Here is a 22,785-nt window from a genome sequence, read left to right as displayed (position 1 = left end):
GTGACCATCAGCGGACCCTCGGACAGGCCTGTCCATCCTGGGACAACGTCGCTCGCAAGGAACGCATCGTTTGCAAAGGGTCTGCTTCGTCTGAGTCCAAAATCGCCTCCAGCCACCAGCGGATATTCTCGGCAGGCCGCGAGGGTGGGTTCCCGCGCGGCCGTTTATCCAGGTTCTGGCGTTTTGGCATTCAGCACCCTCCTCTTGGCGCATGACCAGGCGGTGTTGTCGACGGTCCGCTTGTGTGGCACGTGCCCCTAGTATGAGCGAGGGGTTTGGACGTATGTGACGAGAAAGCTGGCAGGAGAGGAGACAACTCATGCGCATACTGGTTTGCAACGACGATGGTATCCAAGCGCCGGGGATCCGCGCGCTCGCACAGGCGTTGGCCGACCTGGGGGAGGTCACCGTGGTGGCGCCCGATGGTCAACGCTCGGCATCCAGCCACGCCATGTCTCTGCACGCAACCATCTGGACAGAGCGGCAGAGTCTGTCCATCCCCGGGGTTCAAGCGGCATACGCGGTCGCCGGCACGCCGGTGGACTGCGTGAAATGGGCCATAGCCGAGTTGGCCGCACAAACTCCGTTCGACCTGGTTGTCTCAGGGATTAACCAGGGCCCCAATCTCGCCACCGACGTCCTCTACTCGGGTACGGTCGCCGCTGCGGGAGAAGCGGCCGTACAAGGCATCCCGGCCGTGGCGCTGTCTCTAGACGGACCGCCGTTTCCGTTTGCGGAGGCGGCGGCAAAGGCGCTGCAGATCATAAGGGATTTGGATGGATTCGCATGGCCCGCGGATACGTTTTTGAGCGTGAACTTCCCGCCGAACGTCCATGCGGACACCAAGATCGCCGTGACTCAGTTGGGTGTCCGCGGTTTTCGCGATTCCTTTGTGGTCGCGGATGAGAACGGGGAGCGGACAGGCTACCGCTATACGGGCGAGGAGTTGCAGGAGCCGGGAGGAGAAGAGACGGATGTCGCGGCCGTACGGCGCGGCGAGGTGAGCGTGACGCCGCTGCGCTACCATTTTACAAATCACCAGATCATTGATAGTCTAAAGTTGTATTTTGCAGATGATGCGATAGGTTCAAGCGCGAGCCCCCCGCCTGTGGGCGCACGGGCGGCCGGGGCGCACGAGCGTGTCGTCATCGGTACGCACGCCTGTACACGAACCGATGATTTGTATCAATTGGTCGATTTCTTGAACCGCAACCTAAAGAATAAGGATGTCATCTTTGGCCTGTCGTTAGACAAACAGCAACCGGATAAAATGATTTTAACGTTGTATCGGGCGTGAACAGATGAACGCGAGTAAGATATGGGTGATTACAGGTACCCTCATCGTCTTGATGGCACTTATAGGCATAGGCATGACCCTGTGGAACGAAGTCCGCGAGGAGTGGGATGTCGAACAGTCTGCCGCCCAATACGCCCTCAATCATTCTCCGCTGGAGCGCATCGAAGGCCATGCACTCTCCACAGGCGCAGGCGTCCAGGAAGTGTTTTACGGGCGCGACATGTTCGGACGGTCGTGGTACACGTTTGTGACGGACAATCCTCGCCGCGCCTACGCAGTCCCGGCTTCGCAAGTGTTGGCCAAGAGCAAGGTGGAACAGCTGGCGGAGCGTGCTGGCGTCACGCCTATTGACGCGGAGCCTGCGTACGTTCCATCCTCCTTGGCGAAGACACTGCCAGCCAGCCGTCATGTGGTTTGGGAAGTCTACGGAAGACAGCGGAACAGTGGGCGATCGGAGTACATTTTTTATGACGCTGTAAACGGCAAACGCCTATGGCAATATGTGTTGTCAACATAACATGGGTTTGCGTGGTATACTCAGCATGTACCAGTCCGGTTCGGTTCCCATCTGCAGGCAAGCCCGGCTGGTGGTTCGGAAAGGGGCGAGGTAGGTGTCGCGAGTACGCCTCGTGCCAATCATCTTCATCGCCGTCATCACGCTCGCCATCCTCTTCGGCGGTTGGCAAGCGTACCTTCACTTCAACATGATTGGACCGCTGGAAAGCCATCTGTCCAGGATCTCCGGTGTTCGCTCAGCTGTGGTGCAGAGTGGTCAGCCGACCACGGTGCGCATCCAACTGGGTGACGTCGATGATTTGGAGACAACCTATCAGAAGATCTACGATCAGGTCTCCCAATCGCTGGGCAGCAGCGTTTCGATATCCATTGCGGATACGCGCGATGCGCGTTTGGTCAAGGAATATCAAAAGCTCACGCCCGCCCTGCTTGAGGGCTTGGCCAAGGGAAACTACACAGAAATGATTGCGGCCGTGGAAAAGCAGGCAGCCAAAGACGGGATTCAGGCCGTCATCACGATGGACAAAACGTACGTCTACGTGCAAATGGATGATGGGAAGCATCATCTCTATGACGTGTTTAAATATACCACGCGGCAAGGGGGTGCGGTGTCATGATGAAGGAGTGGCTGATAGGCATCGGGATCGCCCTGACGCTGTTCTTGTTGTACCTGCGAATCAATGTGCTCCCCCTGATCTTTTTGATTGGGTTGGGAGTGTTCATGTGGATGCTCCTGGAACGCCGCGGCCATCCACTGGCCAGTTCACGGGAGGCCCCGGTCAAGCATCCGGTCACGTTTGCAGACGTCGGCGGCCAGGAACACGCGAAGCAGGAGCTCATGGAGGCGCTGGATTTTCTGCGCTACCGCGACCGCATACAGTCCCTTGGCATTCGCCCCTTGAAGGGCATCCTGTTGACAGGACCGCCGGGCACCGGCAAGACGTTGATGGCCAAAGCGGCTGCGACGTACACCGACTCGGTGTTCTTGTCGGCAGCTGGATCGGAGTTTGTCGAAATGTATGTGGGCGTCGGCGCGCAGCGAGTGCGGGAACTGTTCCGCAGAGCTCGCACCATGGCGAAAAAGGAAAACAAAGACAGTGCCATCATCTTCATCGACGAGATTGACGTCCTGGGGGGCCGGCGCGGCCAGTACAGCCATCAGGAGTACGATCAGACGCTCAATCAGCTGCTGACCGAGATGGATGGCATGTCCACGACTCAATCTCCGTTGGTTCTGGTTATGGCCGCGACAAACCGAGCGGACATTCTGGATCCGGCTCTCCTGCGGCCAGGGCGGTTTGACCGGCAAATCCAGGTGGACCTACCGGACAAGGACGGGCGTCTGCACATTCTCCGCATCCAGACCAAAGGGAAGCCGCTGGCTCCCGATGTGGACCTGGAACACATCGCCAGGGAGACGTTCGGCTTCTCTGGAGCCCAGTTGGAAGCCTTGGTCAACGAGGCGGCCATCATGGCGCTGCGCCAGGACAAATCCGAAATCTCGCAGGAGATGTTTCGGGATGCGGTGGACAAGGTGCTGATGGGGGAAAAGACGGGACGCAAGCCGACGGAAGACGAGCTGCGCCGGGTCGCCGTGCACGAGTTGGGGCATGCCATCATCAGCGAATTGATGAAACCCGGTACGGTTTCTCACATCACCATTGCTCCACGCGGAAACGCGCTTGGGTTTGTGCGTCAAATTCCCGAGCATGACCGGTATTTGTACACGCGCGAACACTTGTTGCAGCAGATCAACGTGGCGCTGGCAGGGTGCCTGGCGGAAGAACTCCACTACGGAGACCGCAGCACCGGGGCTCAAAACGACTTTGTCCAAGCCTCCCAGTTGGCTCGCACCATGGTCAAGTGCGGGCTTTCGCGCATCGGCATCGTGGACGAGGAGCACCTCCCCGAGTCCGTCTTGGATACAGAGGTCCGGCATATCCTGGCGGAGCAGGAGCGTGTCACCCGGGACCTGCTGGCACCATTCAAGGCGGATATTGCGCAGTTTGCGTTCCACATCGTGGAGGTTGAAAGCATCGGGGGCGACGAGTTCCGGCGCTGGCTGCGCGGCGTGCAGAAGGCGCTGCCAGCCCCCAAGGAATCAATTGCGGTGTGCCCGCAACTCAGCCACGGCGTAACCATTGGGGTCTAGCTGGCTGCCAAACGGTGGCTGGTCGACCGTTTGCGAAGGCAATAAGTGACACCATGACCGTCTTAGGCGCGTAGATCCGTTGGGGGTTCCAGGTGCCGGAGGCGGTCGTTTGGTGTCGATGGAGGACGTTCACTGGCGACCTGCGGTTTTTGCTATAATCAAGTCATCGTTTCTGATGGACATGCGGAGCGGAGGGACTGGAGTCAGCATGCGCACTACCATTGGCCAAATTGGCAGCTTTGTTGGAGAAACGGTCACCCTGGAAGGGTGGCTATACAATAAACGCAGCAGCGGGAAAATCCTGTTTCTTCAGGTCCGTGATGGAACGGGCTTGATTCAGTGCGTGGTCGTACGCAGCGAAGTGGGAGACGAGGTGTTTGAGCGGTGCCGACGTCTCACCCAGGAGTCTTCCATTGTCGTGACTGGAGTGGTTCGTCGAGACGAGCGCAGCCAATCCGGGTACGAGCTTTCCGTCACGGATGTCACTGTGGTGCAGGAATCGGCCGACTACCCGATTACCTTGAAGGAACACGGAGTGGACTTTCTCCTTGATCACCGTCACCTATGGATTCGCACGCCTCGACAACGCGCCATCCTGAAGATCCGCTCCGAAGTTGAGCGGGCCATCTCTGAATTCCTGCATGAACAAGGTTTCACGCGTGTGGATCCGCCCATTCTGACCCCCTCTTCTTGCGAAGACACGACCGAATTGTTTCATACCCAGTACTTTGATGAGGAGGCCTATCTGACACAGAGCGGCCAGATGTACTGCGAGGCCGCGGCGATGGCGCTGGGCAAGGTATACTCCATGGGCCCGACGTTTCGCGCGGAGAAATCGAAGACACGACGCCACCTGATTGAGTTCTGGATGGTGGAACCGGAAATGGCGTTTTACCGACATGAAGACAATCTGGCGTTGCAGGAACAGTTCGTTTCTCACATCGTCCAGCACGTGTTGGAGTGTTGTTCCTACGAATTGGAGGTGCTGGGCCGGGATACGTCAAAACTGCTCCAGGTGCGTCCGCCGTTTCCGCGGCTTACCTATGACGAGGCCATTCGCTGGCTGCAGGACCACGGTCACGACATCCAATGGGGGGACGACTTTGGGGCGCCACACGAGACGGCGCTGGCTTCGCAGTACGACCGTCCGTTGTTCATCGAACGCTATCCAACGCAAATCAAGGCGTTCTACATGCAACCGGACCCGCAGCGACCGGAAGTGGTGCTCTGCGACGATCTCCTGGCCCCGGAAGGGTATGGGGAGATCATCGGCGGCAGTGAACGCATCCATGACTACGACCTGTTGCGGCAACGCTTTGAGGAGCATGACCTGCCGCTGGACGGCTATGGCTGGTACCTCGACCTGCGGCGCTACGGATCGGTACCGCATGCAGGCTTCGGCCTTGGGTTGGAACGGACGATTGCCTGGATCTGCGGACTTGAGCACGTGCGGGAAGCCATCCCATTCCCGCGTCTGTTGTACCGTTTGTATCCTTGAGTCCCGCCAAAGAAGGAATGTCCGCCATGAAACCTCCTGTTCGTTCTGCCGATAACGCCGATTTTTTGGCGCATCCGTTTGTGGCGGTCCCCATCGATCTGATTCGGCGCTGCGGCGACCTCGGTCTCTCGCCGGCGGAGTTTGTCGTACTGGTGCAGGTTATCGCCTCTGTACAGACGCAGGAAGAACGATTCCTCACGCCGGCGGACCTGGCGGCTCGCTGTGGCCTGAGCCCTCGGGAGGCCGGGGACACGGTGGCTCGGCTCGTCCAACGGAACCTGTTGTCCATCGGGGAACGCTTAGAATCAGATGGAACACGAACCAATTATTATGACCTGAGCCCGCTATGGCAAGCGTTGCGGGGCCGCCGGGAGTCGGCGGTCAAGCAACCGCAGGCAGGCCCGACAGACTTGTTCAGCCTGTTTGAACAAGAATTCGGCCGCCCCCTGTCAGAGTTTGAATTTGAGCAGATTCGTCACTGGTTGGATACAGACGGGCACCCGCAATGGCTGGTCATGGAGGCGTTGCGCGAAGCGGTTCTGGGCAACAAGTTCAGCTTCAAATACATCGACCGCATCTTGTACGATTGGCAGCGGCACCGCGTGCGGACGCGCCAGGAACTGGAGGCTTACCGGGAAAGTTACCGGGAACGCCAGCAGGGCCGGGAACAAGTGGCGGCCGCCAAGGCACGCCCGGTACAGCGGAGACGCGGCCAGAACCAAGCCCCAACCCGTGACGAACGGTATGAAGCATTTTATCATCTATTCCCTGATGCCTGAACCCAACCCGGTCACCCGAGTTTTTCCACTCATTGGAAAGCGATAACCATCCAATCGACCGATCTTCCTGCTGCACATGAACCAGGCGTCTGTCCGCACAGGCGCCTGTTTGCCGTGCAAGCGGGCCTCTGCCGCTGACCGCGGACCCAACAGCTACATGCAATGGGGGAGGAGGGATGAACAATGCCGAATATTGCGTACGACACGGCTCTCGCGTTCTGTGGCCTGCCACACGGATTGATCCGCCGCCCCATCGCCGGTCCCCCAGTTCCTCGATGGCCGTGGGGAACCATCGGACGGCCACAGCCGCTCCCGCTTCCACCGCGTTGGCCCAGGTGATGGCTATGCCATTGTGGCCAGCCGTGGTAGCCGCAGGGGTCTGCGCCCTGGCCATCCTGGCCGGCGGGGCCTGGGGGGTGAGGCAAGAGCGGCTGGCGGACATGTCTGGCAGCCGCATCTGGACCGTGTTTGGATTTGGAACGGGCGTGTTCTGCGCCTTGGTGGTCGTGGATTTTTTACCCGACGCCGTCCAGTCGAAAGCAGCGGGCATACCGTACGCGGTCTTGGCCGGAACGGTTTTCCTGTGGGCGCTCACTCACCTGATTGACCGGCGGTTTGATGCGGCAGAGCCGGCCCAGGCGCCAGCAGGAGCCGCCTCCGCTGCGCCCGCTCCCCGCATCCTCAGCCGGGCCAGCAGCATCGTGATCATGGTTTCGCTGGCCTTGCACAGTTTGCTGGAGGGAGGAGCGATGGCAGCCGCCGTCACGGCGGGCGAGAAGGAAGATTGGGTGTTTCTCTTGGGGATGGTCATCCACAAGCTCCCAGAAGGCGTTTTGTGGGCGCTCGCTCTGGTATCCGGATTCCCTTCGCTACTCGGGCAACGGCGCCGTGTGGTCAGTATGCTTTGTGTTCCCGGAATCGCTGGCATCATCGGATCAAGTGTGGGAATCGAAGTGTTGCCCCATATCATGGCCAGCCTGCAGTGGGTCATGGCCGTCCTCGCCGGGTGCTTGCTGTACATCGCGTTTTCGGAACTGCTGCCGGCCCTGCGCGGGAATGCGTCACGGGCCGTACTGGTGCCGTTCCTGTTCGGCATCCTCGTGATCTGCCTGCTGACGATGTGGGTGGACTAGGCTAAAATGGGGGATAGCAAGCTTGTTCCGCGAATGAGCGGATGGCGAGCATGATTCGACGAGAGGAGTCTCCGATGCGAATGGCGGACCAATCCGGCCACGACCGACTTGCCACATTCATCCCTATGGCCGCCTCCAAGTCAGACCCAGCAGCGGCTGACCTGGAGGCCCGCTCCCCGTGGGCTGCCCTATCCGGCATAGCTGCCGTGTCTTTGTCACCCCTGGAACGTCCCGTCGACGCCGAGATCGCAATCCCGGGAAGCAAGAGTTTTACCAACCGCGCCCTAGTGATGGCCGCGATGGCTGACGGCACCTCCGAAATCAACGGCATCTTGAAATCAGACGATTCGTATTGGTGCCTGGATGCGTTCAAGAAACTCGGAGTACACTGCCACGTGAACGGCGAGACCGTGCGCATTGAAGGTGCCAGTGGAGAGTGGCCGGTGCGCGAATGTGAATTGTACATCGGAGCCGCTGGCACCAGTGCCCGTTTTCTACCCGGGGCCTTGGCCGTAGCGCACTCCGGACAATGGCTGCTGCGGGGCAGCCGTAGGCTGAGTCAGCGCCCGCTGAGGCCGCTCCTGGACGCCTTGCATACTCTCGGAGCCGATATTCAATCGCTGCGCGAGCCAGGCCAATTGCCGCTGCGCATTCACGGGCGGGGACTGTCTGGGGGACGAGTTGAGATCTCAGGAAAAATCTCCAGTCAATTTCTCAGCGGACTGCTCATTGCCGCGCCATACGCCGAAGGTCCTGTGGAGATTGTGGTCAGCGACGAAATTGTCCAGCACGCGTATGTGAGAATCACACTCGACATGATGGCAGCCATGGGCGTGCCGGTTGAGGTGGATGACCGGTTTCGTCGGTTCTTCGTCCGTCCTGGCCGCTACCAAGGCCAGCCCCTGTCCTTGGAGGCAGACGCCTCGACCGCCTGCTACTTCTTTGCGCTGGCAGCAGTCACCGGCGGGCGCATGCGTGTCACGAATTTGTCGCGGGATACGCGTCAACCGGATGCCCGCTTTCCGGAGATCCTCGCCCGCATGGGCTGCCATGTCCAGTGGGGAGATACGTTCATTGAGGTCGCAGGTCCGCCGGTGCTCAAAGGTGGACTGGAAGTAGACATGAAGGAACTGTCGGACCAGGCCCTGACGTTGGCAGCGGTCGCTGCCTTTGCGGACGCGCCGGTGACGGTCACCGGAGTGGGGCACATCCGTCACCACGAGTCCAACCGTATCCAGGCGGTTTGCGAATCGTTGAACCGGTTGGGCATTGAGGCCCGGGAGCGGGAGGACGGATTTACGGTGGTGCCCGGCCCCATCCGTCCCGCTTGTTTGGCCTCCTACGACGACCACCGGGTGGCCATGTCGCTGTCTCTCATCGGCGCTCGGGTACCCGGTGTTCGCATTCTTGATCCCGGGTGCGTCAGCAAGACCTGTCCAGGCTACTTCACGATGCTGGAGACACTCGGAGTCGGAGTAGACTACCACGGAGAGTCCTAATCCTACACCATCATCTGGAAGAGGGACAGTATGCGGACAACGTTGCTGTTGGTGGATGACGAACCGAAAGTGATTGATGTCATGAAGCCCTTCCTGGAGGAGGAAGGGTTCGAGGTGCTGACCGCGTTCTCGGGACCGCAGGCGCTTGAGATGGTCGAGCAGGACAGGCCGCACCTGGTCATTTTGGATTGGATGCTGCCCGGAATGAGCGGCCTTGATGTGTGCCGGGAATTGAGGCGGCAATCGCAGGTGCCCATCATCATGGTCACGGCCAAAGGGGAAGAGACGGACCGCGTGGTTGGCCTGGAAGTCGGGGCCGATGATTACCTCGTCAAGCCGTTCAGCCTGCGCGAGTTGGTTGCCCGCATCCGGTCGGTTCTCCGGCGCACACAACCCCCGACGGAAGAGAGCGGTGTTCTGCGCTACGGGAACTTGACGATTGACGAAAATCAGTTTCGCGTCGTCAAAGATGATCAGGAGGTCGTGTTGACCCCAACGGAGTTTCAACTGCTCCTGACCCTGGCCCGCAAACCGGGTGTCGTGTACAGCCGCCTGCAGTTGCTCAAAGCCACCATGGGCGACGCCTACATGAACTACGAGCGCACCATTGACAGCCACATCAGCCACTTGCGGAGAAAGCTCGAGTCCGATCCGGCCAACCCCGTGTTCATTCAAACGGTTCACGGCGTCGGTTACCGGTTTGGAGGCGGCCAATGAAGGTCCGCAACAAGATTTTCCTCGGTATCGCCAGTCTCGTCCTGTTTCTGGCGGCGGTGGACCTGCTCATCTCGTACACCTACTTCGGCGGGCTGTTCCGCAAATACGCGCAGGCGGCCGAGCAAGGCACGGCCGCGCAATGGGCGCAATCGCTTGCCTACTACTATCACGCCAACCACGACTCGTGGACTGGTGTGGACCAGTACATATCAGGGATCTTTGAGCAGGGTGAGGGCATGCCCAGCGCGCGCCGGTTGGATCAACTCATTCTGCAGGATGCCAACAACCATGTCATTGTCTTCATCGGCCATCCTGACACCGACCATCGGCTGCTTCCCAGTCCACTTGGGGGCAATGGCGAGGTCGAGGTGCCGGTGACGGTGGGCAATCAGGTGGTGGGCCATCTGTGGATACGCGACCGCGGGTTGGACGCCCTTTACGCGCTGAAGCAAACGGTGGTTCATTCGATGACCATGGCCAGCGTTGTCGGCACGGGGTTGACAGTCGGCATCGCCCTGCTCATAGGGGCTTGGTTCTCGCGCCGGCTCACCCGCCCCTTGCACCAAATGATCAACGCTATCCACCGCATTGGTGCGGGGGACCTAGCCATCCAATTGCCGGTCGACACCCGAGACGAGTACGGGGAAGTGGCGCAAGCGTTCAACGACATGGCATCCCGTCTGCATAGGACCGAGGAGGCGCGCAAACACTTGGTGGCAGACGTGGCGCACGAGTTGCGCATCCCGTTGACCATTATGCAGGGGCAATTGGAGTTGATTCAGCAAAGAGTTCAACCCGCCGGCCCGGAGACTCTGTTGCCCATCCACGACGAGGTGATACGCCTGACGCGTTTGGTGCAGGACCTGCACCAACTCACCCTGGCCGAAGTGGGCCAGTTGCCCTTGCACATTCAATCCACTGAAATGAACGCGCTGCTCGCGCGTATCGTCGACAATTTCCAGGTCGAGGCAGAGGCCAATGGGGTGGATCTGTCCTTCCGCTCCCTTGTGCCGAGCGGCATACACGCGGCGGTCGATCCGGACCGCATTACACAGGTGTTTGTCAACCTGATTGGCAACGCCCTGCGCTACACCTCCGCCGGCGGCCGAGTGCAGGTCACCATGGATTTGGAAGCCGACACGATTGTGGTGTCGGTCCAGGACAGCGGTCCCGGAATCGCGCTTGAGCACTTGCCGCACGTCTTTGATCGCTTTTACCGTGGCCAGGAGGATAGGTCAAGGGAGAGTGGCGGTACAGGCCTGGGACTGGCCATCGCCAAAGAATTTGTGGAGGCACACCAAGGAACCATCAAGGCGCAATCGCGGCCCGGAGAGGGCACGACTTTCGTGGTGCGGCTGCCGCGCAGTCCCGCCGTTCCCGAGTCGTCGCCGGACACGGAATCGTAGGTTCCCTTCACAATTTCTCCACATAATCTCCACAAATCGTCCACCACTTTTCACCTTGTCCTTCCTAAAATTTGGTCAAGATCCGCCGTCAGACGCGGACACATGGGTTAAGCGGGAAGCACGTGGTGCGAAGGTTCCGGCCGCCCCGTAGAGGGAGGACGGTACCATGTCAGAGACATCGAATGCTCAACCACCAGAGACAAAACGACGATGGTGGGCACGGCCATGGCCATGGGTGGGTGCGGTCATCGTGGTGCTTGGAGGGGCCGGGTACATGGTCGTCGGTCATCGCCACACTGTGTCCGCCTCTGCGGTATCCATCCGCTGGACCACCGTACAGCGGGGGAATGTGGTCAACACGGTGAGCCTGACAGGCACTCTCACGCCGGCTCACGAGGCGACCATCACCACCAGTGGGACACTGACCTCCGTGTCTGTACAGGTAGGAGATAAGGTCAAGAAAGGCCAGGTCATCGCCCACGTGGACGATACCGACTACGAAAACCAGCTGCAGCAGGCGAAGGCCCAATTGGCGGAAGCCGAGGCGAAGCTGGCGCAGTCGGAAGAGGTCACCACTACGACCAACAGCCGTGGCCAAACCCAGACCCAGCAGCCGGACGCCAATGCAGTGGCGGAAGCGCAGGCCAATGTGGATGCCGCGCAGGCGAGCGTCGACCAAATCGAAGACGAGATAGCCGCTTGCACACTCAAGAGCCCCATCAGCGGCACTGTATTGCAAGTTGCAAGTGTGAACGGCGGGGAGACCTCAAACAGCAGTAGCTCCTCCGCATCGTCCAATTCATCTTCCAACTCCAGCGTTGGCAGCGGGAACACTGTCGCCGTCATCGCCAACCTGAGTTCTGACGAATTTTTAGTCTCCGCCAACGTAGCCCAAGCAGATATCGGGCAATTGAAGAAGGGGCAAAGTGCCACCATCTCGCTCGGTACAGGCGGTCCCGTGTTGACCGGCAAAGTAGATACCATAGGTTACCAGCCGCAGACAGAAAACGGGGTCACCCTGTACCCTGTGACCATCAAGGTGAACGCACCGGATAACCAAAATGTACAGCTCCTGCCTGGAGAGAGCGTGTCCGTCAACGTGACCGTGCAAAGCCGAAGCAACGTACTGACCGTGCCGACAGCGGCCATTGTGTCGCAGCGCGGTCAAACCGGCGTATACGTACAAGCGAGTCAAAACAATGGCGCAGAATCCAGCGGTACAACAGCGTCAGCGAACGAAGGCAGTGGATTTTCAGGAACCCGCATTCCAGAGGGGCTGACGTTTGTACCCGTCCAGGTGGGCCTGTATGGGGGCAACACGGTGGAGATTCGGAGCGGCCTCAAACAGGGTGAACGAGTGGCCATAGTCACTGTCGCCTCCTCCACCGCTGGACAGAACCAATCGAGCACGAACGCCGGCGGACTGAGGTCGTTTGTGGGTGGCTACGGCGGCAGGTTCTCCGGCGGAGCCATGGAGGGCTACGGCGGATCCGGCGCCACCGGGTTTAGCTTCCGCGGCAATTTCGGACAGGGCAGCAGCAGAGAGCCCGTCAGTAGTGGAGGTTTGGGCGGCGGAACTTCCACCGGATTCGGCGCATACTCCGGCGGGAACGGTGGGTATGGAACCGGCGGAGGTGGCCACTGATGGCTGTCCTGCGCTTGGAACACGTCAGTAAGCGCTATGGGGTCGGAGACCAAACTGTGCAGGCGGTCCGTGATGTCACGTTGAGCATTGATGCGGGAGAATTTGTGGCTATTGTCGGACCGTCCGGATCAGGAAAATCGACCCTGATGCACTTAATGGGCCTGCTGGACGTCCCGTCAACGGGTCATGTCCTCGTCGACAATGTAGAGGCATCGTCGCTGCGAGACAAAGACCTGGCGCGGCTGCGGAATGAAAAGATTGGCTTTGTATTTCAAAATTTCAATCTGTTGCCCCGCACCAGCGCGGTGGAAAATGTGGCTTTGCCGCTGTTCTATGCGGGGTACCGGACGCAGCCGGCTTTGGCCAAGGCGCGGGAAGCCTTGGCCCGAGTGGGGATTGATCCCCACCTGCGCGGCCACCACCACCCCAATCAACTCTCTGGCGGACAACAGCAGCGCGTGGCGATAGCCCGGGCGATTGTCAACCAGCCGCGGGTGGTCCTGGCGGACGAACCCACGGGCAACCTGGACAGCCAGGCGACGGACGACATCCTGGGCCTGTTTGCCTCCTTGAACCAAGAGGGAACGACCATTGTTCTGGTCACCCATGAGGACTATGTGGCTCGACACGCGCGCCGCATCGTGAGCGTCCGTGATGGTCTCATCGCGTCCGACGAAGCGGTGGTCCATTCAGCCGGCCCACAAGCGGGGGTGGAGGCATGAGACTGAACCGCATCCTCCGCACCGCGTTTTTGGGGTTGGGCCACAACCCGCTCCGCACAGCCCTGACCTTGCTGGGCATCATTATTGGCGTGGCGGCTGTGGTGGCGCTGCTGGGCGTCGGACAGGCGGCCACCGCCAGCGTGACCTCGCAGATTCAAGGGTTGGGCACGAATGTGCTGGTGATATCCCCAGGTCAGAGCACTGAGAATGGCTTCAGCCAGGGGCTCGGGAGTTCCGCGTCGTTGACAGACAGCGACGTGAAGGCGCTGCAGAAAGACAACGCCCTCGCCGCTGTGGCAGGAGACGTGACCACGCGTGCGCAGGTTGTCTATGGATCTGTCAACTACCAGACCCAAGTGGAGGGGACTACGCCCGATATACAAACCATTCGCAACCTGTCATTGGCGGCGGGACGCTTTTTCAACACCGTGGAAGCTAATCACGACGGCTATGTGGCGGTCATCGGGCCAACAGCCGCCGAGAACCTGTTTGGCACACAGTCACCGGTCGGGAAGACCATCTGGATTGACGGACTGGCGTTCGAGGTGGTGGGGGAGTTGGCTTCCGAAGGCAGCAGCGGAGCGACCAACAACGATGACCGCATCCTGATTCCTCTGCAAACCATGCAGGCCCACCTGCTGGGCGGGGATTCCCTGACCACCATCTACGCTTCAGCGCGCGATAGCCAGTCGATGACCCAAGCCCAGCTGCAAGTGGAGGCGACGCTCCGCCAAGCGCACGGCTTGCGATTTGGCGAAAGTGACGACTTCACCGTGACCAACCAGGCGACGCTGCTGTCCGCCCTGTCCAACGTCAGCCACACCCTGCAGGTGTTCTTGGGCGGCATCGCCGGCATCTCGCTGTTGGTGGGGGGCATCGGCATCATGAACATCATGCTGGTGACCGTTTCGGAGCGCACCCGAGAGATTGGCCTGCGCAAGTCCCTGGGGGCCACGCAAGGCTCCATCCTGGGCCAATTTCTTACCGAATCGGCCGTCGTCGGTCTATTGGGAGGATGCATCGGAATTGTCGTGGGCATCGTGGGGGCTCAAGGCATCGGCCGCTTTCTGCAGACCTCGGTTCCCATCAGCCCGTCGAGTGTCTGGATTTCGTTTGTGGTCGCAGTGGCCGTCGGACTGGTGTTCGGCGTGTACCCAGCCCTGCGCGCAGCCCGGATGTCCCCAATGAACGCTCTGCGCTACGAGTAGTCGCCCCGGGCCATGCATCATGGTCCGATCCGTACGCATTGCAGAGGAGCTGCCGCAAATCCAGGGTGTGCAGGATAAAGGGCGGCGGGCGCCGCGGGAGATCCGGCCGCCGCTCACCGCCCCCTGGTGCCATTAGGACGGGTAATCAGACTTGCTTGAGAAAGCGTCGACCTGAGAAGACGACGAGGATGGCTAGGCCGAGCGCCACGGCGCCAACATAGAAGGAAACGTGGGGATTGTACCACTCCGCCAGTTTGCCCGCCAGCCACGGCGCCACGGCCCCGCCGACAAAGCGCACGAAGCTGTATGCCGCAGAGGCCACCGGCCGCTCGAACGGCGACACTTCCATGACAGCGGTGGTGACCACCGTGTTGTTCACTCCTAAAAACGCTCCTGCCACGATGATGGCCACAATCACCACAGTCTGGGAGGTGGTGAACAAACCTATGGTCAACAGATCCAGGCCAAGCAGCAAAAAAACGATGATGAGAACGGGTGCCGTACCAAACCGCGCCTGCAGCTTGGGGGCCACAAATACCGAGGTGATGGCCAACAGAACCCCCCATCCGAAAAACACATAACCGAGACCGTAGATGTCCAGCGTCAAGACAAACGGCGAAAAGCCCAGCAACGTAAAGAATCCGAAGTTGTACAGCAGGGCCATGATGCCCATAGTCAAAAGACCTTTGTGTCGCAGCGCCATGGCGGGAGCCGCCAGCGAGTGCAGCAAGTTGTCGTGCGCCGGCTTCGGAACGCCACGCAGCAAGACGAGAATGAGAACAAAACCGATAGCCATGAGAAACGCCACGCCGTAAAACGGTCCGCGCCAGCTGATGTTGCCAAGCACTCCGCCGAGCAGCGGGCCGACCGAAATGCCAAGCCCCAGTGCGGCCTCGTACAGGATGATGGCGCCGGCGGTGCCGCTGCTCGCCACGCTGACAATCACGGCCAGGGCCGTCGCGATGAACAGCGCGTTGCCCAGTCCCCATCCGGCCCGGAATCCGACAATCTGCCAGATGGTTTGGGAAGAACCGGCCAAAGCCGCAAAAGCGACAATCAAAAACAATCCGGTCAAAAGAGTCCATTTGGGACCAATGAGGTGCGACACGAAGTTGGTGACCAACATCGCCACACCCGTCACGAGCATGTAACTGCTGAACAGGAGTTCGGTCTGACTCGGGGTCGCATGTAGCTGCGAAGCAATCGCCTTGAGAATTGGATCGACCAGTCCCAATCCCATGAAGGCGATGACGCAGGCAAACGCGACCGCCCAAACGGCCATGGGCTGACGCAGTAACTGAATCTTCTCATCACCAGCTCCGTGATGGCCCGACGACTGGTCTCTGTGCTTAGGAACCGATTGCGCCGCGGTATCACTCTGCATCCCCAAATCCCTCCACATCCGTTGTTTATACGGTAAAGCGCAGCGGGCCATCCTGAATTTACCCAAGATAATATATGTATTATACAACCGAAATAAAAATCGTCAAGAGAGCCTAAACCGTCAACTGGCTGCCTAACCCCGCGACTCCGGCAGGGTTCCAAAAAGCAGGACAGGTGACAGACCCAAAGACGAGAAGGTATGATAAGGATACTGCGGCGGGAACGGACAAGGGGGAGAACTTGTGGAAGAACCTTTTCCACCAATGGATGCGATTGACCTGATTCAACAACAGATCTCCATTCTCATCCGGCGCTCAGAGTCAGAACGTACGGCTAAACAAAACACAGACCGGCTGGACCGGTCAGCCTACCTGATGCTGGGCTTTCTCGTGAATGAAGGCACATTGACCGTGGGCCAGCTGGCGGAATTCTTGCAACTGGACATTTCCACGGCCAGCCGGCAGGTGCGCGCTTTGGAGGACAAGGGACTGGTCGCGCGTACCCCTGATCCACGCGACGGGCGCATCAGCCGCGTCTCCCTGACCGAAGAGGGACAACAGCGGTTTCTTGCGGCCAAGTCATCCCGCCTGCGCCGCTACCGCCAGTTGCTGAGCGACTGGTCAGAGCCGGATCTCGCGCAGTTTGGTGCCTATCTGGTGCGCCTCAACCAGGCGTATTACGAAGCCATCCACAATTCTTCCCCCGAACAGCCGGGCGAGCGCAAGGAAGCGGGCCGGTAATGGTCTTGGCCCCGTCCGCCCAGAAGGAATACCTCAACAGGGAGGTCCCGGTCACCCTCTTCTGTCATGCTTACCATTCTTAGTGAGTGAGCCTACGGTGGAATGCTGCCTGTACCCTTGCCCATGGACGGTCAGAAACGGCCGACGGCCACGAACAGATATACGTGAGGCCAAGTTTGGAACCGCGAAGGGGAGTGAAAGCACACCGTGCGAGTGACCGGAAAGCTGGCAGCGTCTGCAGCCGCCGTGTGTATCGTGAGTGGTTGGTGCAGCACGATGGCCGACGCCAGCAGCCTGAGCGACAAACAGCACGAGATGGCTCAACTGCAACAACGAGCCAGCCAAACGGAGCGACAATTGGAAGAACAGCGTAAGCAAGTCGGAAAGCTGCAGGGGCAAGTGGCGCAGACGCGTCAGCAAATCTCTCAACTCTCGCAGGAAATTGCACAGAACCAGACGGATATCCAGGGCCTCGAGCACAGGATTGCCGCGCTCAACGAACGGATTGTGCGTCAGCAACGGCAATTGGACCGGGACAAGCACAATGTCGAGTCGATGCTGAAAGCGACGTATGAATACGGGAACGTGCCGCTGCTGCAGGTTTTGTTCCAAGCGTCCGGATGGGCTGATTTGCTCAGCCGGGTTCAGACCCTCTCCGCCGTCACGGAAAGAGAGCATCGGCTGATGCAGGAAGTGGAACAACTGGAACACGATTTGCGGGCGGACAAACGTGAACAGGAGAACAACTTGCAAAGCCTGATTGCCAAGGGAAGAAACCTGGTGGCCTTAAAGCGCTCGCGGCTGGCCCTGGAACGACAGCAACAGTCCTCGCTGGAGCTCGCGAATCGCGGTATCTCCTCGTTGATGCAACAACGGCAGGAGTTAACATCGCGTATTCAGCTGACACGACAACAGATTGCTGAATTGAAACGCCAGGCGGCGCAACAGGAGCGTATCATTGCCACGCCGTCGGGGGATGTGACCGTTCCGATTCTGCGTTGGCACGACCTGTCCGTGGACAAACTGTATGCTTACGTGCAGCAACAGGGGTCCACGTTCTCCCGGGCGGACATCGAAACCATCTGTGCGGCGGCGCGGCGCTACGACGTAAACCCGGCCTTGCTGGTGGCGATAACGGGTCAGGAACAAGCGTTTGTGCCGCCTGGCCCGGATGCTGATTTGATTCGCAACAACCCGTTCAACGTGTTCTACAGTTGGCAGGTGTACAACACGACACTGGCGGACGCAGCGAACATCGCCGCCGACACGATTCGCCACAAATTGTCCACTCCGCCTCCGAAGGGAGAGGATGCAATCCTCTGGCTGAACGATCCTCATAACCCTTGGGGAATCTACGCCACCGATCCCAACTGGGCGTACGGTGTCCGACGCTACTTTAACAGCATCCTTTCGTTCGTCGGTTGAACTTGCTCTGTTTCGGGAAAACCGGCAGTCGGTCCGATGGGGAGCACCCTCTCTGCCGTGCCACCATGCGCAAATATGATAGCGCTGATACGGGCTCAATAAGAAATGCTTTTGGCCTCGGGGCCGCCCCCACCATGTGTGGAATGGTTCCGGGGTTGTGGTACCCGAGGCCATACCCAGGGCCCCAAGGTCAACCGGTCATGCCCGCGCCCAGGCTGCCCGCCGGTTCAGTAGGCCCCGCGAATGAAAGGTGCCACGTCACGCTCATAAAACTGGCGCAGGCGTTGCTGCTCTTCCGGATTGAATGCAGGTACATCGAGGGTGGCCAGGTTGTCTTCCACCTGCGCCACATTTTTGAACCCTGGAATCACGCAGCTCACCTCGCCATGGTCCAAAATCCAGCGCATCGCGGCGCGCGCCATGGTGCCGCGGCCTGCGGCAATCCAACGCAACTGGTCCGCCAATTCCACGCCCTTTTCGAACGGAAGTCCGGCAAACGTCTCCCCGACATTGAAGGCCTGGCCGTCACGGTTGAAATTGCGGTGATCATCTTCAGGAAAGGTATCAGTCTTTTTGAACTTCCCGGTCAAAAGCCCGCTGGCCAGTGGAAGACGCACAAGAATCCCGACACCTTGCGCTGCCGCCTGCGGGAACAGCTCCTCGGCCGGTTTTTGCCGGAATATGTTGAAAATCACCTGCAGCGCGCGAACGCCTGGGTACTGCAGAGCCGTCTGACCCTCGGCCACGGTCTCGACGCTCACTCCATAATAGCGGATCTTTCCCTCCTGCTGCAGCTTGTCCAATACTTCAAAGACCGCGCCCTGGCGAATGATGTCGTGAGGCGGGCAGTGCACCTGGTAGAGGTCTATCGTGTCCCGCTCCAACCGACGCAGGCTGGCTTCGCAAAAGGCGCGCACAGAGGCCTCCGAGTAGGTGGCCGGATCGTGAATATCACCGGCGCGACAGAACTTGGTGGCGATATAGATTTCGTGCTCACGGCCCTTGGTGGCTTTGGCCAAGAGGCGCTCGGCACGGCCGTCCCCGTACACGTCCGCCGTATCAAAGAAGTTGACACCCGCATCGATGGCGCGAGCCAGACCATTGAGGGCGTCGCTCTCCGCCACGGAACCCCAAGCCCCACCAATGGCCCAGGTACCGAAGCTGACTTCGCTGATTTGGAGTCCGGTGTTCCCCAGTTCACGATAACGCACACGATTCGCCCCCCTAGCTCGATAATTCGCTTTCATTTTATACTAAAGTGTATCCAGAGTGGGAGGAGTGTGAAGTGGAGTTGCCCAACCTTGCACATATCCTCCCGGACGACTTGACACAGAAGGTTCGGGGGTGGCAGATATGCGAAAATCAGACGGGCCATTCATCCAGCCAGGTGTACCGGCTCGTGCCCCCAACTGGAAAGGCCCTCTATTTGAAGGTGCAGAATGCCGCCACCGGGAGTCTGGAGCCGGAGCGACGACGGCTCGCTTGGCTGCAGGGAAAACTTCCGGTACCGAATGTCCTGGGCTTTTACGTCCATGGGTCCTATCAGTTTTTGCTCATGTCCGAGGTTCCAGGCCTGCCGGCTTCGGATCCGGCCTGTCTGCAAGCCCCCAATGAACTGGTGAAGCTCCTTGCCTTGGGTCTGCGCACCATTCACGCGTTGGCTGTGGACACGTGCCCTTTTCGACTGCAGGAGGACAAGGGCAGGGGAGAGCGGGATCTCGTGGTCTGTCACGGCGATTATTCGCTGCCCAACGTACTCATCTCGGACGGGGCCATCAGGGGATTTATCGACCTAGGACAATTGGGCGTGGGCGACCGATACTGGGACTTGGCCACAGTCCGCCGTTCCTTGCGCTACAATCGCCTGCCGGAAACGTGTTTCTCGGTGTTCAGCGAAGCATACAGGCTAAGCGCAGTGGATGAGGAGAAACTGGAATTTTATGAGCGTGCGATGGGGTAGTGGAGTCAGACGGACGGGTCTTGGGCCACGTGGGGTACCTGCCGGAAGCCATTGCAGCAAGCACCATATGGCTGGATAGGTTTGGAGTTGCCCACTACTGGGACAAACAGATGTCGTAATTATCCAAAGGTAATAAACAGAAGGTGCAATTCATCGCAGCGATCATACACAGTCCACAGCTCCTCATTCTTGACGACCCGTTCAGTGGACTGGACCCGGTTAACGTCTCTCTGTGCAAGGAGGTGTTCTTGGAGACAGTAATAGGGCTAGTTATGCTTGTTGCTTTCACCTTCCTGCCGTCATTGATGAACTGGTTGCAGCGTAACACAAAGACCGAGGTGCTGATTGCGGATCCACAGCAGATTGTAGCACCCACGCTGCAAAAGACGGTGGAGGCAGCCCCCGACCGGTTTGACTTCAGGTTATCCAGCACAAAAGCCGCCGGAGTCAGCAGGTTCAATCAGACACACATGCAGACATTCATGAGAGACCATCACGTCAGTCTGGTGGTTGCCGTCAACGGGGACAAGACGACTGACGCTTCGTTCGTCATTGAAGAAAACGGACCCATCGATCCGAGCATGTTACAGAGTCTGCAGACGCTGTTGCAACAGTCAGTGACCCAAGCGCGGATTTCCACGTTGCCGCAAGCCAGTCAAGCGACGCTCGGGGCACCGATTACAATCGACACGCATCAGTGGAAGAACGGTGCAAAGTCGACGGCACAGATTGTTCAATCAGAGATTGTTGTCTACTTTATGCTGATCCTGCTGTTTGTTACCGTAATGATGTACGGCAACTGGGTCGCGCAAGGAGTGGTGGAAGAAAAGTCGAACCGTATTATTGAAATGATGCTCATCACCTCGAAGCCATGGCAGATCTTGTTCGGAAAGGTGATTGGAATTGCGCTGGTCGGTTTGCTGCAGTACGCCATCTGGATGACGGTTGTCGGCTGTATACGGTTGATTTCCGGCAACATGGGCGGACGATGGTTACACAGTGTGCCCATCTCGACACTCGCCTGGTTCTCGGTGTTCTTCGTGATTGGATATTTTCTCTGGGCCATTGGCTATGGCGTCGCTGGATCTTTGGTCACTCGCGCAGAGGAGCAGCAAATGGCCGTTTCACCCGTGGCGCTCGCGACACTGATTGTCTTTTACTTGGAGCTGTTTGCGGTGCTGCCGCACCCTGATTCACTGTTCTCCAAGGTGCTCTCGTTCATTCCAATGGTCACCCCATTCTCCATGCCCGCGCGCCTCGCGCTTTCAGACGTACCGGTTTGGGAAGTCTGTGCGGCGATTCTGCTCAACATCGCCTGCGCCTGGCTGTTGGTTCGCATCGGCGCACACGTGTATAGTCGGTTCGCCTTGCGCACGTCGGGCCGCTTGAAGTGGCGAAATCTGTGGAGAGTGAAACAGGCTGATGTGTCAGAGTAGCTGATATGTCAGAGCAGAAGAAACAAGGGTATTACGGGCCATATCTATCGAATTGACATAACGGATACAAGGATTTTGAAACGGAGCCGGAAGCAATATCATCGTAACTCGGAGGAGATTCCGACACAACAAAGGTGTTTCATCCGTCAGGAGGATATATGATGTCCAAAGTGAACCATTGCGTCATGTGTGGACGACCAATTGAAGATAAGAATGATCTCATCGTATCCATCTACAGTCTACTATTTACTCCGAAACCCTTGCATAATGACTGTTATGCAGCGGCTGTACGAGGAAAAGAAGTTTTTTTGATGGGCAGGATGCCGGTCAACAGCCTCGGATTCAATGTGCTCTGCATAGTGGATCTGATCATAATGATCTGGCTTCTGTTTGAGTCTTTGTACATTTTATTGATAATTATGTTAATTTCGATTATTTTACGCATCTTCTCATGGTTTCTGTATGAGAGACAATACCGCGTATGAATTCTTGAGACGCCTTCCAAGGTGATTCATAATACTGCCAGGGCAGGCGCACATGTCGTTTCATATCTACGAGACCAAGGGCTGAACACAAAGAGGACTGTCCCCTCTTCCATCTGACGATGGGTCTTGGAACAGCCCCATTCTTAAAATTAATTTCCGTTAATCTCTGGCGTCTGTTTGGGAGTGTTTTCGGGATCTGCGACCGGCTCAATGGCCGTTTTAACTTCCAGTTTCGTGTTCGACAAGTCTTGGCTTCCACCCCCGTGGGAGTCTTTACCCAGGACGCCAGCCGTAATGCCACCAACGTGTTGCATCGTATCCAGTGTGGTAGCAGTTCCCTTTACCATGAACCGGCGCAAAGCGCTTCTGGCTTGAGGTGAGAGCACCAGGATCAGGCCTGCAACCGTAATTGCGATACCAAGCGGCGACGAGAAATCAATTTTCTTTCCCAAAATGACTTCCCTAATGCGAAGCTCCTTGAGGTATTAGGCCTGTCGGTACAAGGTTCTAGGCCATATCTTAAAGTCCTCAAGAATGCACTTGCTATCAAACAAGTTTATGGAGCTCATGTTCCAGGCGACAGCAGTAGATAGCAGCAGACACGAGACAGATTAAGCCATTTACGCCGATGTTTGAGTTCTACTTCCTGGTGACTAGTACCTTTATGGTACTTCCGGGCAGGTTCAGGTTAGTGACAGAAGCTCAGACCGTCACAAATGGAATAACGGCAGTTGGCTAGACGGGAAATTCATATAACTGGAGATTGGTTCGAAGTGGAAGAAAC

21 protein-coding genes are annotated in these 22,785 nt (G+C 58.4%); 17 read left to right on the top strand and 4 right to left on the bottom strand.

Annotated features, from left to right (window positions below; genetic code table 11):
- Positions 1–7 precede the first annotated feature (7 nt).
- Entirely contained in the window at positions 8–190 is a 183-nt protein-coding gene (locus AK2_RS13255) for a hypothetical protein (protein ID WP_067935265.1), read from the bottom strand.
- A gap of 129 nt (positions 191–319) precedes the next feature.
- On the opposite strand from AK2_RS13255, the gene surE reads away from it, so the two are divergent.
- The 13 genes from surE (at position 320) to AK2_RS13190 (ending at position 14,572) form a co-directional block, all read left to right on the top strand.
- The gene (surE, locus tag AK2_RS13250; RefSeq protein ID WP_083521198.1) at positions 320–1,297 is read left to right on the top strand and encodes a 5'/3'-nucleotidase SurE; all 978 of its coding nucleotides are present in this window, start codon (positions 320–322) and stop codon (positions 1,295–1,297) included.
- A gap of 4 nt (positions 1,298–1,301) precedes the next feature.
- Positions 1,302–1,814 carry a hypothetical protein gene (locus AK2_RS13245; protein WP_157076346.1) on the top strand — a complete coding sequence of 171 codons (513 nt, stop codon included), beginning with the start codon at positions 1,302–1,304 and terminating at the stop codon, positions 1,812–1,814.
- 94 nt (positions 1,815–1,908) lie between these two features.
- Entirely contained in the window at positions 1,909–2,430 is a 522-nt protein-coding gene (locus AK2_RS13240; RefSeq protein ID WP_067935259.1) for a hypothetical protein, read from the top strand.
- Positions 2,427–3,965 carry an ATP-dependent metallopeptidase FtsH/Yme1/Tma family protein gene (locus tag AK2_RS13235; protein ID WP_083521197.1) on the top strand — a complete coding sequence of 513 codons (1,539 nt, stop codon included), beginning with the start codon at positions 2,427–2,429 and terminating at the stop codon, positions 3,963–3,965. Before AK2_RS13240 ends, AK2_RS13235 begins: the two co-directional genes overlap by 4 nt.
- A gap of 208 nt (positions 3,966–4,173) precedes the next feature.
- Positions 4,174–5,463 (top strand): asparagine--tRNA ligase, encoded by a 1,290-nt coding sequence (gene asnS / locus AK2_RS13230; protein ID WP_067935338.1) that lies wholly within the window; start codon positions 4,174–4,176, stop codon positions 5,461–5,463.
- A 26-nt stretch (positions 5,464–5,489) separates the two neighbouring features.
- On the top strand, positions 5,490–6,242 hold the full coding sequence (locus AK2_RS13225; RefSeq protein WP_067935256.1) for a DnaD domain-containing protein: 753 nt from the start codon (positions 5,490–5,492) through the stop codon (positions 6,240–6,242).
- 176 nt (positions 6,243–6,418) lie between these two features.
- On the top strand, positions 6,419–7,375 hold the full coding sequence (locus AK2_RS13220) for a ZIP family metal transporter (protein WP_067935254.1): 957 nt from the start codon (positions 6,419–6,421) through the stop codon (positions 7,373–7,375).
- A gap of 125 nt (positions 7,376–7,500) precedes the next feature.
- Positions 7,501–8,874, top strand: a complete 1,374-nt coding sequence (gene aroA / locus AK2_RS13215; protein WP_067935335.1) for a 3-phosphoshikimate 1-carboxyvinyltransferase — start codon at positions 7,501–7,503, stop codon at positions 8,872–8,874.
- A gap of 30 nt (positions 8,875–8,904) precedes the next feature.
- Complete coding sequence (locus tag AK2_RS13210; RefSeq protein ID WP_067935249.1) at positions 8,905–9,591, top strand: response regulator transcription factor; 687 nt, start codon at positions 8,905–8,907, stop codon at positions 9,589–9,591.
- Positions 9,588–10,997: a sensor histidine kinase gene (locus AK2_RS13205; protein WP_067935244.1), complete on the top strand. Its 1,410-nt coding sequence runs from the start codon at positions 9,588–9,590 to the stop codon at positions 10,995–10,997. Before AK2_RS13210 ends, AK2_RS13205 begins: the two co-directional genes overlap by 4 nt.
- Before the next feature lie 166 nt (positions 10,998–11,163).
- Entirely contained in the window at positions 11,164–12,642 is a 1,479-nt protein-coding gene (locus AK2_RS13200) for an efflux RND transporter periplasmic adaptor subunit (protein WP_083521196.1), read from the top strand.
- The gene (locus AK2_RS13195; RefSeq protein ID WP_067935238.1) at positions 12,642–13,364 is read left to right on the top strand and encodes an ABC transporter ATP-binding protein; all 723 of its coding nucleotides are present in this window, start codon (positions 12,642–12,644) and stop codon (positions 13,362–13,364) included. Before AK2_RS13200 ends, AK2_RS13195 begins: the two co-directional genes overlap by 1 nt.
- The gene (locus AK2_RS13190; RefSeq protein ID WP_067935234.1) at positions 13,361–14,572 is read left to right on the top strand and encodes an ABC transporter permease; all 1,212 of its coding nucleotides are present in this window, start codon (positions 13,361–13,363) and stop codon (positions 14,570–14,572) included. Before AK2_RS13195 ends, AK2_RS13190 begins: the two co-directional genes overlap by 4 nt.
- 145 nt (positions 14,573–14,717) lie before the next feature.
- Here the strand turns inward: AK2_RS13190 and AK2_RS13185 are convergent, their stop codons facing one another.
- The gene (locus AK2_RS13185) at positions 14,718–15,854 is read right to left on the bottom strand and encodes an MFS transporter (RefSeq protein ID WP_245632910.1); all 1,137 of its coding nucleotides are present in this window, start codon (positions 15,852–15,854) and stop codon (positions 14,718–14,720) included.
- A gap of 343 nt (positions 15,855–16,197) precedes the next feature.
- Between AK2_RS13185 and AK2_RS13180 the strand changes: the two genes are divergently transcribed.
- Both AK2_RS13180 and AK2_RS13175 read left to right on the top strand, forming a co-directional pair.
- Positions 16,198–16,695, top strand: a complete 498-nt coding sequence (locus AK2_RS13180) for a MarR family winged helix-turn-helix transcriptional regulator (protein ID WP_067935230.1) — start codon at positions 16,198–16,200, stop codon at positions 16,693–16,695.
- A 207-nt stretch (positions 16,696–16,902) separates the two neighbouring features.
- The gene (locus tag AK2_RS13175) at positions 16,903–18,120 is read left to right on the top strand and encodes a murein hydrolase activator EnvC family protein (protein ID WP_157076344.1); all 1,218 of its coding nucleotides are present in this window, start codon (positions 16,903–16,905) and stop codon (positions 18,118–18,120) included.
- A gap of 227 nt (positions 18,121–18,347) precedes the next feature.
- On the opposite strand, the gene AK2_RS13170 is transcribed toward AK2_RS13175, so the two are convergent.
- Complete coding sequence (locus AK2_RS13170) at positions 18,348–19,331, bottom strand: aldo/keto reductase (RefSeq protein WP_067935224.1); 984 nt, start codon at positions 19,329–19,331, stop codon at positions 18,348–18,350.
- A gap of 74 nt (positions 19,332–19,405) precedes the next feature.
- Between AK2_RS13170 and AK2_RS13165 the strand changes: the two genes are divergently transcribed.
- On the top strand, positions 19,406–20,080 hold the full coding sequence (locus AK2_RS13165; RefSeq protein ID WP_067935221.1) for an aminoglycoside 3'-phosphotransferase: 675 nt from the start codon (positions 19,406–19,408) through the stop codon (positions 20,078–20,080).
- 248 nt (positions 20,081–20,328) lie between these two features.
- Positions 20,329–21,516 carry an ABC transporter permease gene (locus tag AK2_RS13160; protein ID WP_157076343.1) on the top strand — a complete coding sequence of 396 codons (1,188 nt, stop codon included), beginning with the start codon at positions 20,329–20,331 and terminating at the stop codon, positions 21,514–21,516.
- Positions 21,517–22,150: 634 nt separating this feature from the next.
- On the opposite strand, the gene AK2_RS13150 is transcribed toward AK2_RS13160, so the two are convergent.
- On the bottom strand, positions 22,151–22,453 hold the full coding sequence (locus AK2_RS13150; protein WP_067935210.1) for a hypothetical protein: 303 nt from the start codon (positions 22,451–22,453) through the stop codon (positions 22,151–22,153).
- Between the last annotated feature and the right edge of the window lie 332 nt (positions 22,454–22,785).

The sequence above is a fragment of the Alicyclobacillus kakegawensis NBRC 103104 genome (assembly GCF_001552655.1).
In the GTDB taxonomy this organism is placed as follows: domain Bacteria; phylum Bacillota; class Bacilli; order Alicyclobacillales; family Alicyclobacillaceae; genus Alicyclobacillus_G; species Alicyclobacillus_G kakegawensis.
The sequence above is the reverse complement of the archived record's forward strand: the minus strand, read 5'-3'. Positions and strand labels throughout refer to the sequence as shown.